General features: G+C 58.8%; 11 protein-coding genes. 8 read left to right on the plus strand and 3 right to left on the minus strand.

Annotated features, from left to right (window positions below):
- Positions 1 to 63: 63 nt before the first annotated feature.
- Positions 64 to 1,221 carry a TRAP transporter substrate-binding protein gene (locus ACZ5K9_RS10775; protein WP_464271341.1) on the minus strand — a complete coding sequence of 386 codons (1,158 nt, stop codon included), beginning with the start codon at positions 1,219 to 1,221 and terminating at the stop codon, positions 64 to 66.
- A 597-nt stretch (positions 1,222 to 1,818) separates the two neighbouring features.
- Between ACZ5K9_RS10775 and ACZ5K9_RS10780 the strand changes: the two genes are divergently transcribed.
- From ACZ5K9_RS10780 to ACZ5K9_RS10810, 7 genes are read left to right on the plus strand one after another with little or no spacing between them, the layout of a single operon-like run.
- Positions 1,819 to 3,204, plus strand: coding sequence for an FAD-linked oxidase C-terminal domain-containing protein (locus ACZ5K9_RS10780; protein WP_464271342.1), 1,386 nt, complete (start codon positions 1,819 to 1,821; stop codon positions 3,202 to 3,204).
- Position 3,205: 1 nt separating this feature from the next.
- Positions 3,206 to 4,507 carry a (Fe-S)-binding protein gene (locus tag ACZ5K9_RS10785; RefSeq protein ID WP_464271343.1) on the plus strand — a complete coding sequence of 434 codons (1,302 nt, stop codon included), beginning with the start codon at positions 3,206 to 3,208 and terminating at the stop codon, positions 4,505 to 4,507.
- Complete coding sequence (locus ACZ5K9_RS10790; RefSeq protein ID WP_464271344.1) at positions 4,504 to 5,220, plus strand: FadR/GntR family transcriptional regulator; 717 nt, start codon at positions 4,504 to 4,506, stop codon at positions 5,218 to 5,220. The genes ACZ5K9_RS10785 and ACZ5K9_RS10790 overlap by 4 nt, the downstream gene beginning before the upstream one ends.
- On the plus strand, positions 5,217 to 5,555 hold the full coding sequence (locus tag ACZ5K9_RS10795; protein WP_464271345.1) for a CidA/LrgA family protein: 339 nt from the start codon (positions 5,217 to 5,219) through the stop codon (positions 5,553 to 5,555). Before ACZ5K9_RS10790 ends, ACZ5K9_RS10795 begins: the two co-directional genes overlap by 4 nt.
- Positions 5,552 to 6,259, plus strand: a complete 708-nt coding sequence (locus tag ACZ5K9_RS10800; RefSeq protein ID WP_464271346.1) for a CidB/LrgB family autolysis modulator — start codon at positions 5,552 to 5,554, stop codon at positions 6,257 to 6,259. The genes ACZ5K9_RS10795 and ACZ5K9_RS10800 overlap by 4 nt, the downstream gene beginning before the upstream one ends.
- Positions 6,260 to 6,308: 49 nt before the next feature.
- Positions 6,309 to 7,643: a CaiB/BaiF CoA transferase family protein gene (locus ACZ5K9_RS10805; RefSeq protein WP_464271347.1), complete on the plus strand. Its 1,335-nt coding sequence runs from the start codon at positions 6,309 to 6,311 to the stop codon at positions 7,641 to 7,643.
- 32 nt (positions 7,644 to 7,675) lie between these two features.
- Positions 7,676 to 9,013, plus strand: coding sequence for a CaiB/BaiF CoA transferase family protein (locus ACZ5K9_RS10810; RefSeq protein WP_464271348.1), 1,338 nt, complete (start codon positions 7,676 to 7,678; stop codon positions 9,011 to 9,013).
- 223 nt (positions 9,014 to 9,236) lie between these two features.
- Here the strand turns inward: ACZ5K9_RS10810 and ACZ5K9_RS10815 are convergent, their stop codons facing one another.
- Together ACZ5K9_RS10815 and ACZ5K9_RS10820 are read right to left on the minus strand one after the other, a co-directional pair.
- A complete protein-coding gene (locus ACZ5K9_RS10815) occupies positions 9,237 to 9,974 on the minus strand; it encodes an HAD family hydrolase (RefSeq protein WP_464271349.1) in 738 nt (245 codons plus the stop codon).
- Positions 9,975 to 10,552: 578 nt separating this feature from the next.
- Entirely contained in the window at positions 10,553 to 11,596 is a 1,044-nt protein-coding gene (locus ACZ5K9_RS10820; RefSeq protein ID WP_464271350.1) for a patatin-like phospholipase family protein, read from the minus strand.
- 405 nt (positions 11,597 to 12,001) lie between these two features.
- On the opposite strand from ACZ5K9_RS10820, the gene ACZ5K9_RS10825 reads away from it, so the two are divergent.
- On the plus strand, positions 12,002 to 12,433 hold the full coding sequence (locus tag ACZ5K9_RS10825) for an acyl-CoA thioesterase (protein ID WP_464271351.1): 432 nt from the start codon (positions 12,002 to 12,004) through the stop codon (positions 12,431 to 12,433).
- Positions 12,434 to 12,468: the final 35 nt, after the last annotated feature.

Below are 12,468 nucleotides of genomic sequence, written 5' to 3' on the forward strand. Positions count from 1 at the left end.
GCCGGGCGAACCAACGGGGGGCGCCCGGCCGCCAGGATGTTCCAGGTTAACGGATCTGGAGGGCTATTCGGTCACCCGGCCGGAGATATAGATGTCGTACGGCCACGCGGCCACACCGCTCCGAGCGTCGCGCCATACGGCATATTCCTGCAAGAAGGCTTCCTGGGAGTCCAAAACCTTTTTCACATCCGGGTATTTTTCTTTCAGTGAATCCAAGTATTGCTTGGTGGTCTTGCGGAACTGAATGAGGGCGTCCGTGTCCATGCGGACGAATTCGATGCGCTTTTTGAATTCCTGAATGGCCTTGGCGTTCAGGGCGTTCACCCAGTTGTAGCTCCAAAGCTGGGTTTCCATGGCGGCGATCTGAACAATCCACTTGAGGTCCTCAGGCAACTCGTCCCAGGCTTTCTTGTTGAAAAACACGGCGCATTGACAGCCCGGCTGATGGACGCCCGGCTGAATGGAGTACTTGGTCACTTCGTCGAAGCCCATGGGGTAATTGATGGCCGGGGAGGAGAATTCCGCCGCATCGATGACGCCTCGTTCCAAGGCGAGATAGACTTCTCCGCCTGGAAGCGGGCTGACGGAAGCCCCCAGCATGTTCATGATGTCCATGTACCAGCCGGGGGTGCGGACGCGCAGACCCTTGAAGTCTTCCATCTTGGTGGCACGTTTGTTGGAGAACAGACCCATTTCCTGGCCCACTTGGCCGCAGGGCAAGGCATGGAGGCCGAAGCGGCCGTAGAGTTCCTGCATCATAGCCAGGCCGCCCTTTTCATAAAGCCAAATGTTGTAGCCTTCGGCATCCAGGCCGAAAGGCACAGACGCGAAAGCGACGAAGGCTTCGTTTTTGCCCTTCCAGTATCCAGGCCAGTCGTGGCCCACTTCTGCAGTGCCTTGGGCAACGGCGTCAAAGGTTTGCATGGCCGGGACCAATTCGTCGGCGGAAAAGACTTTGATGTCCAATCGGCCTGCAGAGGCCAACCGAACACTGTCCGCGAAGTGTTGGGCGATATCGTAGAAGAGGAGTCCCTTGGTCCAGGGCATGACCATCTTCCAGCGAAAGGTTTTGTCCGAAGGTTTAAAATCCACCTTTTTTGCCACGTCATGGCGCGGATCTTCGGCAAACTTCCCACGCTGTTCCTTGGCTGCGGAAGCCGTCCCGACAGCCAAAAACACCGCCAAGATACAGACCATTGTCGCCGTGATGTATCGCTTCATCACTGTTCTCCTTCACTGGGGTGCGTCTGATGAAAACCCTTGTGCGAAAGCCTTCCCGCCCCGGTGGGGCTTCAATGCCGTGAGTTCCGAGGGCAACGGGGAGTTGGTGCTCCGTGGCAGACCCTCTTTTCCCACCTCCTTTCATTCGGTTTTTCATGGTCGGCGCGACTCCGGTGTGTGGCGCGGGGAAGATCCGGAGACACGGGGAGTGGCCATCCGGGCACGGGACCCTGCGGAGGGGTCTCCGAGGCAGGCCCTCTCCCTGTGGGGAGCGGGAAGTGGAGTGTGCGCCGACATGCGTCCTTAGCCCTGTCCCTTTAAAATGGTCGCTGGCCTGACCATACACTTGGCACACCTCCCGGGCGCTGTCAAGGAAAAATTTCACAAAAAACCTTGAAAACTGTCGAAGACGCTGCTAGGGTAGGCCGTGACGATGGCCAAGTCTGACGTCTTCGGTTTGGTTGTCATGTGGTCAGACCATATGCCATTCCCGGGAAATCTTCCCTCCGCTGCCTGAGAATGCCCGGCCGCCGTCACTGAAAGCCGCCTGTGCACCCATGGGCGGCCTTATGCCCCGATTCCCATGGAGGAAGACAGATGATCTCGGCAACCTTCATCAAAGCGTTGGAAGATCTCATCGGCAAGGACAACGTCTTTACAGAAGAGGCGGATCGGGCGGTCTATGCCTACGACGCGGCGGTTGTGCAACCTGTCATGCCCGCCGTCGTCGTCCGGCCCACCACGGCGGAAAGCCTCGGAGAGGTGGTGCGGCTGTGCAACGACAACACCGTGCCGGTTACCGTCCGCGGCGCAGGGACCAATCTCAGCGGAGGCACCGTCCCCAAAGCCCACGGGCTGGTCATCCTCACCAACGCTCTCAACCGTATCCTGGAACTCAACACCGAAGACCTCTACGCCGTGGTGGAACCCGGGGTCATCACGGCGAAATTCGCCGCCGCCGCCGAAGCCCACGGCCTTTTCTACCCGCCGGACCCGGGCAGCCAGGCCGTCTCCACCCTCGGGGGCAATGTGGCGGAAAATGCCGGAGGACTCCGAGGCCTCAAATACGGTGTCACCCGAGACTACGTCATGGGGCTGGAATTTTTCGATGTCCACGGAAACGTCGTGAAAACGGGGGCCCGCACCGTCAAATGTGTGACTGGCTACAACCTCGCATCCCTTTTGGTGGGTTCGGAAGGCACTCTGGGGGTCATTTTCAAAATCATTCTCAAACTCATTCCTCAGCCCCAACATCGGAAGTCCATGATGGCCGTCTTTGACGCCGTTGCCGGGGCGTCCCAAACGGTGGCCGCCATCATCGCCGAAAAGATCGTCCCCGCAACCCTTGAATTTCTGGACAATTTCACGATTCGTGCCGTAGAATCTTTTTCCCGAGCCGGGCTGCCGACAGACGCGGCGGCATTGCTCTTGATTGAAGTGGACGGTCACCCTGCGCAGGTGGAAGAGGACGCTGCCAAGGTGGAATCCATCTGCCGGAAAATGGGGGCCAGGCAGCTCCGGGTGGCGGAAACGACTCAAGAGCGCGACAAGGTCTGGGAGGCGCGCCGGGCTGCCCTCTCCGCCCTGGCCAAGCTCAAGCCCACAGTGGTCCTGGAAGATGCCACGGTGCCCCGAAGCCGCATCCCGGACATGGTCCAGGCCGTTCAAGAGATTGCCGCCAAGTACAACCTGACCATCGGCACCTTTGGCCACGCCGGGGACGGCAACCTCCACCCCACCATCCTCACGGACCGACGCAACACCGAGGAATGGCATCGTGTGGAACGGGCCATTGAAGAGATTTTTGAGCGGGCTTTGGCCATGGGCGGTACATTATCCGGTGAGCACGGCATCGGGCTGGCTAAGGCTCCGTTCATGGAAAGGGAAACCACCCGGGCGAGCCTGGAGTATGCACGGCGGATCAAGCGGGCTTTGGATCCCAAAAACATCTTGAATCCCGGAAAGATCATCGGGGAGGCGTGACATGGCCACCATAAGAGACCTGGCCCGTCTGATGCGGGAATTGGAAGACCAGATGGTGGTGTGCATGCGCTGTGGCATGTGCCAGGCCGTGTGCCCTCTCTATGCGGAGACGGGTCGGGAAGCTGATGTGGCCCGTGGCAAGCTGGCCCTTCTGGAAGGTCTTTCCAAAGAGATGTTCCGGGATCCCAAGGGCGTCTCCGAGCGGCTCCACCGATGTTTGCTGTGTGGGTCGTGCGCAGCCAATTGTCCCAGCGGCGTCAAGGTCCTGGACATTTTCCTGAAAGCCCGGGCCATCCTCGCCGGCTATATGGGCCTGTCGCCGGTCAAAAAGCTCGTTTTGCGCGGCATGTTGTCCAACCCCGCGGTGTTCGACCGACTCTTGGAGTGGGGTGCCCGTTACCAGGGTCTGTTCACCAGACCGGTCAATGAGCTTCTGGGGACATCCTGTGCTCGGTTCGCATCCCCCCTTTTGGGCGATCGGCACATCAAGCCATTGGCACCGCGGCCCTTCCATGTGGAGCTTCCCGCTCTGGATAGCCCCCCTGGGGCCTCGGCTTGTAAGGTCGCCTTTTTCGTAGGGTGTCTCATCGATAAAATTTTTCCTTCCGTGGCCCGTGCGACGTTAAAAGTTCTGGAAAAACATGGGGTCGGTGTCTATCTGCCGGATCATCAAGCGTGTTGCGGCATCCCCGCGGCGTCTTCTGGAGACGTGGCGGCGTTCAAGAAGCTTGTGCGCCATAACCTGGAGCGGTTTCCTGCCGAACGGTTCGACGTGCTGGTGACCTCCTGCGCCACGTGCACATCGACCATTCGCAAGGTCTGGCCTCTTCTTTTTCCCGAAGACAGTGACGACATCGCCGCACGGGTTCGGGCGCTCAGTGAAAAGACTTTAGACATTCACGAATTTCTTGTCCGTCACCTGGGCGTTCGTCCCGATCCGGCGACGCCGCGTGCCGACGCCGTCCCGGTGACCTACCATGACCCGTGCCATCTCAAGAAATCCTTGGGGGTGTTCGCCGAGCCCCGACAGCTTCTCCGTTCCCATTCAGGAATCCGATTGGTGGAAATGGCCCAACCGGATTGGTGTTGCGGACTCGGCGGCAGTTTCAGCTTGGAGCACTATGATTTGTCATCTCAGGTGGGTCGAAGAAAGCGGGACATGGTGGCGGCCACAGGGGCCCGTATCCTCGCCACGGGCTGTCCCGCCTGCATGATTCAATTCCATGACCAGTTGAGTCAAACCGGGGATGCCGTGCAGGTACGGCATGCCATAGAGATTTACGCAGAGAGTTTGGGGCCGTGAGCGTCCTTCCCGTCAAGCCTGTCAAAGCCAAGCGTGTGGTCGATGAGGTCGCCCAGCAACTGACCGAGCTCATCTATCGGGGGTTCCTGAAACCCGGAGATCGGTTGCCTTCCGAGCGGGAACTGGCCCGGCAGCTCCAGGTGAGCCGTCCCACGGTGCGGGAGGCCATCAACCAACTGGTGGTCATGGGCCTGGTGGAGCATCGCCACGGCCAAGGGACCTTCGTGCGCAGCCTGGATCCACTTCATGACAACCCCATGGCGACCTTCATGGAAGGTCAGGACGTGACCCTGGAGCACATCCTGGAGGTGCGTTTGGGACTGGAATGCACGGCAGCCGCTCTCGCCGCCATACGGGCCGACAACCAAGACATGGAACACCTGCGCACCAGCCTGGAAGCTATGAAAGCCGACATTGCCGCCGGCGGTTTGGGGCACGAGGCGGACATCAGCTTCCATATGGCCGTTGCCTATGCGACCCGCAATCCCGTCCACGTCAAGGTGATGCGCAGCCTCTACGATTTTCTGTTTTTCGGTATCCGCATGAATCTCCAAAAGCTCTATGAAGATCCGGCCAATCTGCCAAAGATCGTGGAGCAACACACGGCCGTCTATGAAGCCATCCGACATCGGGACAGCGAAGGCGCCCTCAATGCCATGAGGCGCCACATCGGGTTTGTGTTGGACTTTTTCCGATCACGAAAAGCGCCATGATGATTCGCAGTCTGTGCCTCATTTTCGGCTTTTTGGCACTGGGTGATTTGGTGAGTTTCGTCTTCGGGCTGCCGATCCCCGGGAATGTCATCGGCATGGTGCTCCTGACCGTAGCGCTGTGTCGGGGGTGGGTGGATGTGAAAAGTGTCAAACCGGCTGCGGACCTTCTGGTGCAGAACATGGCCTTTTTCTTTGTGCCGCCGGGGGTCGGGTTGCTGTTGTACCTGGATCTGCTGTCTCGGGAATGGGTTCCCATCGTTGTCGCCTATTTTGTGAGCACGTTGGTGGTTCTTGTTGTCGTCGGTTGGGTGATGCAGCGGATGGAGCGATCATGATGGCGTTTTTTACGTCGAAAGCATTTTCCATCTTCCTCACACTCTTGGCCTTTTACGCCGCTCAACGCCTGTATTGGCGATTCAAGTACTTCTGGCTCAACCCCGTGCTTTTAGCCATCCTCGGCCTCATGGCCTTTCTCAGGCTGTCAGGCATCCGCTATGAGGACTATTTTCAAGGCGGCCAGATCATCAGTTTCTTCCTGGGCCCCTCGGTGGTCGCCTTGGGCGTTCCTCTCTACCTCCAGATCCAAGAAATCCGAAAAAGGGCTCGGGCCATCGGATTGTCCATTGTGGTGGCCGCTGTGGTCGGGGTGGTGAGCGCGGCCGGGACGGCGGCCCTCTTGGGGGCGTCTCCACCGGTGGTGGCTTCCATCGCCCCCAAGTCGGTGACCACTCCTATCGCCATGGGCATCGCGGAAAAAATCGGGGGTATCCCGCCGTTGACAGCGGCCATTGTCATCGCCACGGGGATTCTCGGCGCCGTCGTCGGCCCTGGGGTTTTGCGCCTGTGCCGTGTGAAAAATCCCGTGGCTTTCGGGCTGGCCATGGGCGCGGCCTCCCATGGCATCGGAACGGCCCGAGCTGTGGAGGAGGGTGAAGCCCAAGGGGCTTCCGGTGGGTTGGCCATTTGCCTCAATGGGATCGCCACGGCTGTGGTGACACCCGTCTTGATCAAACTCCTCATGTGGTGGCTCAGCCCCTGAACGCTGAGGACAAAACCAGAATAACGACCCGATGACCAAGGAGCCGTGTATGGAGACAGGGGATTACTTCGACTGGACGGAAAAACTGTTCGATCCCGAGGCGATTTTTAGCAAACCGGAAGCCCTCAAAGGGGTGCGGGTTCTGGAACTGTGCACCCGGGTCTTCGGGCCGGTCACAGCCGATCTTTTGGCGGATCTCGGCGCCGAAGTGATCAAGATTGAACTGCCGGGCGTGGGCGATCTCATGCGCTATGTCGCACCTCGGGGATTTTTCTACAAGAATATGTCTCCGGCTTTCACGCACATGAACCACAACAAGTATCACGTGGCCATAGACATCCGGAAACCCAAGGGGGCTGAACTCCTGAAACAGCTTGTGGCCCGCTCCGACGTGTTGGTGGAAAATTTCCGACCTGGCACCATGGATCGTTGGGGGGTAGGCTACCGACAGCTCAAAGCCGTGAACCCCCGGCTCATTTACCAGGCGAACAGCGGTTTCGGACAATGGAGCGCTTATCGGGATCGCCCCTCCTATGACGCCACGTCTCAGGCCATGAGCGGGTTTTCGGCCACCACGGGTTTTCCGGGTCGGCCGCCGCTCAAGATCGGCATTTGGATTGGTGACTACACGGGTGCCCTTTTTGCCGCCCTGGGAATCCTGGCAGCCTTGTATGCCCGAAAGAGAACGGGTTCGGGCCAGATGATCGACGTTTCCCAAGGAGAAAGCCTCATCCGCATACAGGACTGGACGTGGCTCCTGTGGAGCCTGTTCGGAAAGGAAAGGCGCCGGGTTGGGAATGTGGACGTCTCCATGGTGCCGTCGGGAGTATTCCGGGCCAAAGATGGGTACGTGGCGGTCTCTGCCGTGGACGACGGGGCCTTCCAAGGCCTGTGCATCGCCATGGGCGCGCACGACTTCGCCGAAGACGAGGAATTGGAAAGTCTCAACGGGCGGCTCACGGATAAGAACCGCGACAGGATCTACGAACGTCTCTCCAGCTGGGTTGCTGGGTGTTCGATGCGCCAGGTGGAAGATCTCGGCCGCCGATACGGTTTTTCCGCCCAAAGAGTCTGTTCGGCACGGGACCACTACGATGACGAACACCTGAGGTTCCGTAAGGCCGTCTGGGAATTCGAAGATCCGCTCTATGGTCCCGTGGTGGAATACGGCCCTGGCCCGAAACTATCCGAAACGCCGGGACGCATGCGCTGGATTGCCAAGCCCGTGGGGTTCCATAACGATTTTGTCTTCCGCAGCCTCCTGGGACTGGATGCCGAAACCGTGCAGACTCTCATCGACGAAGGCATCGTGGGCACTTGGGCGGATCGCATCGGCGCCAAACCTCCTGAAGACTGGGACGGTGAGGCGGGACGGTTTTTCTAAACGAGATCTCGGACAAGCGCAAAGGGGAAACCATGAACACCACCTCCGAGAACACCTCCATGCACTGGTTTGAATGGGCCAAGGCTCACTCGGATCCCCGCGACGCGGCGCAGCACCCGGAAGCCTTGGATGATCTGTGGGTGTTGGATTTAAGTTACGGAAGCTTTGGCGGCTTGGTCGCCTCTTCCATCCTCGCGGAATTGGGCGCCCGGGTCGTTCGCATCGAACCCCCCGATGGGGATCCGGCCCGGCAATTCAGCCCTTTCGGCCTCATGCACCAGGACACCGGCTTGGCCTATGTGGCGGAGGGCCGCAACAAATACCACATCACCCTGGACCTTGAGGACGAGGAAGGTCGAGAGATCTTTCAAAAGCTGGCCGTTCATGCCGATGTGATCATCGAAAGCTTTGAGCCCGGCTTCCTTGACGGTTTGGGGATCGGTTACCGGCATCTTCGGGAGCTCCAACCCCGTCTGATCTACGCGGCGCTCCACACCTACGGCCAATTCGGCCCCAAAGCCCGTGAAGGCCGTCAGGCTTCGGAAATTGCCAATCAGGCCTATTCCGGCTTGATTTACATCAATGGCGAACCGGAAGATGCCGAACGATCCCCTTACGCTGTCCCGACCAAGACGGGTAGTTGGTATGGGTGGTACGCGGAGGGTCTCTTCGCCGCCTACGGCATCCTGGCGGCCCTTCTTTACCGGCAGGAATCCGGCAAAGGTCAGATGATTGACGTTTCCGGGGCCGAATGTATCATGAAGTTCATCGACTACAACCTCGGTTGGTACCACATGGGTGGATCGGTGAAAGAACGGCTGGGCAACTATGACCCATCCGTTTTCCCCTACACCTTCATCCAGTGTAAAGACGGCTATACCTTCATGGCCGCGTACAATGAAGAGGCTTTCGCCACCTTGATGGAAATCATCGGACGCCCGGAACTCACCCAGGATCCCCGGTTTTCCACCTTCATGAACAGGACGAGCTATGAAAGTGAGGAAGCGCTCCAAAGGATCCTCGAGGAGTGGAGTCTGCAATACACCGTGGATGAGGTCATCGAAAAAGTCGCCCACGCAACCTCCAAAAAAGAAGGCCGGGCCGCCGCCGTGGTCACGGGCAAAGTGTGCCGACCGTCCCAGACCTTCGAAGAACAGAATTGGTGGGACCGGGGCGTTTTCCGCAAAATCACGGACCCGGTTTACGGGGAGCTCGCCATGCAGGGGCCCGTATGGAAGATGACGGGCACGCCGCCACGGATCAAATGGGCCTGCCGCCCCGTGGGCGCCGATAACGAGATGATCTACTGCCGGTTGCTGGGCCTGGGGCGATCCGACCTGGAACGGCTGCGGGCGCAAGGGACCATTTAGCGTTCCCAACCACAAAGACGGCAGACAGCGGCAACCCGCCGCAAAAAAGGGTCGGATTGGGAGGCGGGCTTTTGGAAGATCCGCCGTTTTCACTCGAGTCTTGAGTGATTGTCGTTCAGGACAGGGCCCGCTCCCAGTTCTGCGACCTTTCGATCATCCGGCACCTGCCCGGCATGATGATCGGTGAGGGTTTCGGCGAGGGCACACCCTTGTCGTCAATTCTTCATGCCCCTGCGCTGAGGTACTGTTGGATCCAGGGCACCAGGTCCATGAAGTGTCCCTTCTCGGGGTCCTCGGCGGTCCCGATCCGGTGGTGGATGGGAATTCCCCTCTCGGCACAGTACTTCTCCAAAGAAGGTTTCGGACGGCTGGCAATGAGCAGAGCCCCCATGTGGGCGCCCCAGGCAAAATGAGGCCCGTCCCCGCCGCTGTCTCCCATCACGATGATGCGTCCCCTCGGGATGGCGTACTTTTCGGCGACGGCCGCGGAATTGGTCGCTTTGTCCTGGATTTCCAGGAGGGGTAAAAAGATTTCGGGGTCGGTGGGCTGTTCCGGGTAACCGATGAATGGATGGGCGGACAACGCGGGCACATGGGGCAGGAGCCCCTTGGCCAGGACCCGCTGGGTGTAGCCCTTCATTCCCGTGGTGTTCAGCATGAAAAGAATGTCGTTTTCGTGGCACCAACGGATAAGTTCGGCGGCGCCGGGATAGGTCCCGTAGGATGCCGCCAGGTAGGCATCCATCATGGCTTCCGTGACCGGGCCGGGCATCAAGGCTTCGATCTGCCGGATGGCCTCTCCCAAGGGGATGGCATTGGACGTGTACTGGCGAAACACCTTGATGAGCGGTTCTTTGAGTTCGGGATAGTTAAAGAAGATGCAATCAAACGGCCCGCTCGGGGCCAGACACTCACTCCAATCTGACGAAAACAGCGCGCGGTACCGAGGACTTTTGGCCATGGCGGGTTCCTCCTTTTTTTCTAAGGATCGTCCTGCACACAATGGCCAACCCTTGGGAAAAGTCAAGTGAAAGGGTTTTTTGCTGATCACAGGCTGAGTGGGGGGTCAGGTTTCCCCGGCGGCCGGTGGCCGACTCGGCGAAAAAAGCGGCGGGGTAATCTGGACAAAGCGCTACAAAAAACGGAGAGCGAGAAGCGTTCCTCACGGCATCCGCTCAATCGCCTAGGATTTTAGACCATCAGTCCTGAAACCACAGAAATGCCGCGAAGCACTGTGCCGGCATGACATCGGTTTGCAGGCGATTTTTCCCGGATGTGGTGGGGCTTAAAGGATCCTGAGCGATTCTCAGGAAGATTCCGGCATCAATTCGGAGATCAGACAACATTTGCGATCAAATGAAAAGCTATAACAGACCCTTCACAAATCCCGCCGACAGCATCGAGCACAGCATTGAGCACATCATCGAGGGGAAAAACGCGCCGTGGGCCGACGGGACCTTTCGAGGCAACAAGATCCTCCGGGAACCCGCTCGGCCGGAAAAGACCGCCCGCGGCAGCTGAATCCGCGGACCGAGCCTCTTAGCTCACGCGATTGGCCGGGTCGCTCGCCGGATCGTCGTACCAGGCGAAGTAGGCTTCCGTGCCTTTATGGCCGGATCGAACCAGGGCCTTTTTACGGGCCGTGGAGATGTTGAAATCCGTGGTCTTGACCCCCAGCGTGTCAATATAGATGGTGCGATGCCAGTCATCGTTATGAAGGTGGTAGTTGGACTGGGCGTTGAGCATGGTCTGGAGCAGGTTGAAGCAATAGGAGAAGAAGTCGTCGACCACTTCGGGGACGGGTTCGGCTTGATCGCGGAACACGGCAATTTCCCGTGCTGAATCCAGCCGGAACCCCAAAGTCTCTTTGTTGTAAATGTAAGGGCTGACCTCGATCCCCTTACGTTTCAAACTTTGGTTGTGTTTCGAATAGTATTCCGTCACACGGCCGTGCACCTCCGCAACGGTCGGATCCAGGTAGCGCAGGCGGTCGAAAATCTTGACGGGGTAGTTGTCCAGAACGCCCCCGTCCACGTAGACATCCCCCCTCGGGCTTCGCCGGGACGTGAAGAGAAAAGGGATGGACATGGAGATGCGCACCGCATCGGCCACACACATGCGGGGGGTATGTTCGTGGGAAAAGACTTCACAGAAGTGTGTGGAAATGTTGGTGCCCATAAAATACATATCCCTGAAGCCTTTGGCGGCTTTTTGCTGCTGGACTTGGAGAAAAGTGGCCTCGGAGTTGCCCGTTTTGCGGGCAATGATGTCACCGATCCAGGTGCGGAAGGCGCGACCTTTGTACCAGCCGAATTCGTTGATGAGTCGATGGACGTCGCGGACAATGCCGAAGTCGTCGTCCATGAATTTTCTGAAGTCTGCGGACTCCACCACATCCCAGATCTCCGTCGGGCTGTAGTTCAAGCCCACCATGAGCGCGGTGATGGCTCCTGCAGAGGTCCCGCCGACCCGGACGATCTGGGGGAGGAGGTGTCGTTCTTCCAAGACTTGGAGCGCGCCCACGTAGGCGATGCCCTTCATCCCGCCGCCTTCAAAGACAAGGTTTCGAAACGGATAAGCCATGGCTAGTCCTCCTTTGGGAACGGGGGGCGTCTCAGGGCGCACACACGGCGCCAGGACCCCGGTGTTCCGCCCAAGGCCGAAAAGTCAGGAGCCGAATCTTACGGGAGATCTTTGTCCATGATCATACACTTCGACCGGAGGGAATCAACGGATTCCGCGAAAGATTTGCGTCTTCACCTCCACACCGGGCGCCCGGCTACGTCAACCCGAACCGCGGACGTCAGGTTTTTTCGTATCGCCCTGCCGGTATCCCGACCCACCGTGCCGGATGCTCCGCGACCTCCAATGGCTCCTCGGCTTATCGACACGGTGGGAGGAGTGTGCTAAGTCCGATGAGTCCAGGCTTGAACGGTGATGGAAAGGGAGCGCTCGGTTGATTGACGAACTTTTTTCGAGGAGCGGGGCATGACCGAAAAGTACAAGTTCTTCACGCCCGTTCGGGTGCGTTATGCGGACACCGATGCCCAGGGACACGTCTTCTTTTCCAATTATCTTGTCTATTTCGACCAGGGTTTGACGGATTACCTCAAAGCCATCGGCTACAGTTATGACGTCATGCTCAACGACGGCTTTGACTTTTTCTATGTGGAAGCCCAGTGCACCTATAAGGGGAGCGCCCGGTTCGATGAGGTGTTGAATGTGCACGCCCGGATCACCCATATCGGGCGAACCAGTTTCACGTTCCACTTCGCCATTTACAAAGCGGATACGGACGCCTTGATCACCACCGGCCGCATCGTGGCTGTGGCGGTGGAGAAGGGCGGGCGTCAACCCGTGCCGGTTCCGGGACGACTCCGCGAGGCCGTGGAGGCCTACGAAGGAGAACCTCTCCCGTAAAGTCGCTGCGCCCCGGGGAACCTCAAGGGCGAGGT

It is taken from the genome of Desulfosoma profundi, from assembly GCF_055387865.1.

Excerpts from the sequence above, each read along its gene's own strand:
- ACZ5K9_RS10815 (WP_464271349.1), bottom strand. The coding sequence starts at position 9,974 with ATGGCCAAAAGTCCTCGGTACCGCGCGCTGTTTTCGTCAGATTGGAGT.
- ACZ5K9_RS10800 (WP_464271346.1), top strand. The coding sequence starts at position 5,552 with ATGATGGCGTTTTTTACGTCGAAAGCATTTTCCATCTTCCTCACACTC.
- ACZ5K9_RS10780 (WP_464271342.1), top strand. The coding sequence starts at position 1,819 with ATGATCTCGGCAACCTTCATCAAAGCGTTGGAAGATCTCATCGGCAAG.
- ACZ5K9_RS10805 (WP_464271347.1), top strand. The coding sequence starts at position 6,309 with ATGGAGACAGGGGATTACTTCGACTGGACGGAAAAACTGTTCGATCCC.
- ACZ5K9_RS10820 (WP_464271350.1), bottom strand. The coding sequence starts at position 11,596 with ATGGCTTATCCGTTTCGAAACCTTGTCTTTGAAGGCGGCGGGATGAAG.
- ACZ5K9_RS10795 (WP_464271345.1), top strand. The coding sequence starts at position 5,217 with ATGATGATTCGCAGTCTGTGCCTCATTTTCGGCTTTTTGGCACTGGGT.
- ACZ5K9_RS10775 (WP_464271341.1), bottom strand. The coding sequence starts at position 1,221 with ATGAAGCGATACATCACGGCGACAATGGTCTGTATCTTGGCGGTGTTT.
- ACZ5K9_RS10825 (WP_464271351.1), top strand. The coding sequence starts at position 12,002 with ATGACCGAAAAGTACAAGTTCTTCACGCCCGTTCGGGTGCGTTATGCG.
- ACZ5K9_RS10810 (WP_464271348.1), top strand. The coding sequence starts at position 7,676 with ATGAACACCACCTCCGAGAACACCTCCATGCACTGGTTTGAATGGGCC.
- ACZ5K9_RS10785 (WP_464271343.1), top strand. The coding sequence starts at position 3,206 with ATGGCCACCATAAGAGACCTGGCCCGTCTGATGCGGGAATTGGAAGAC.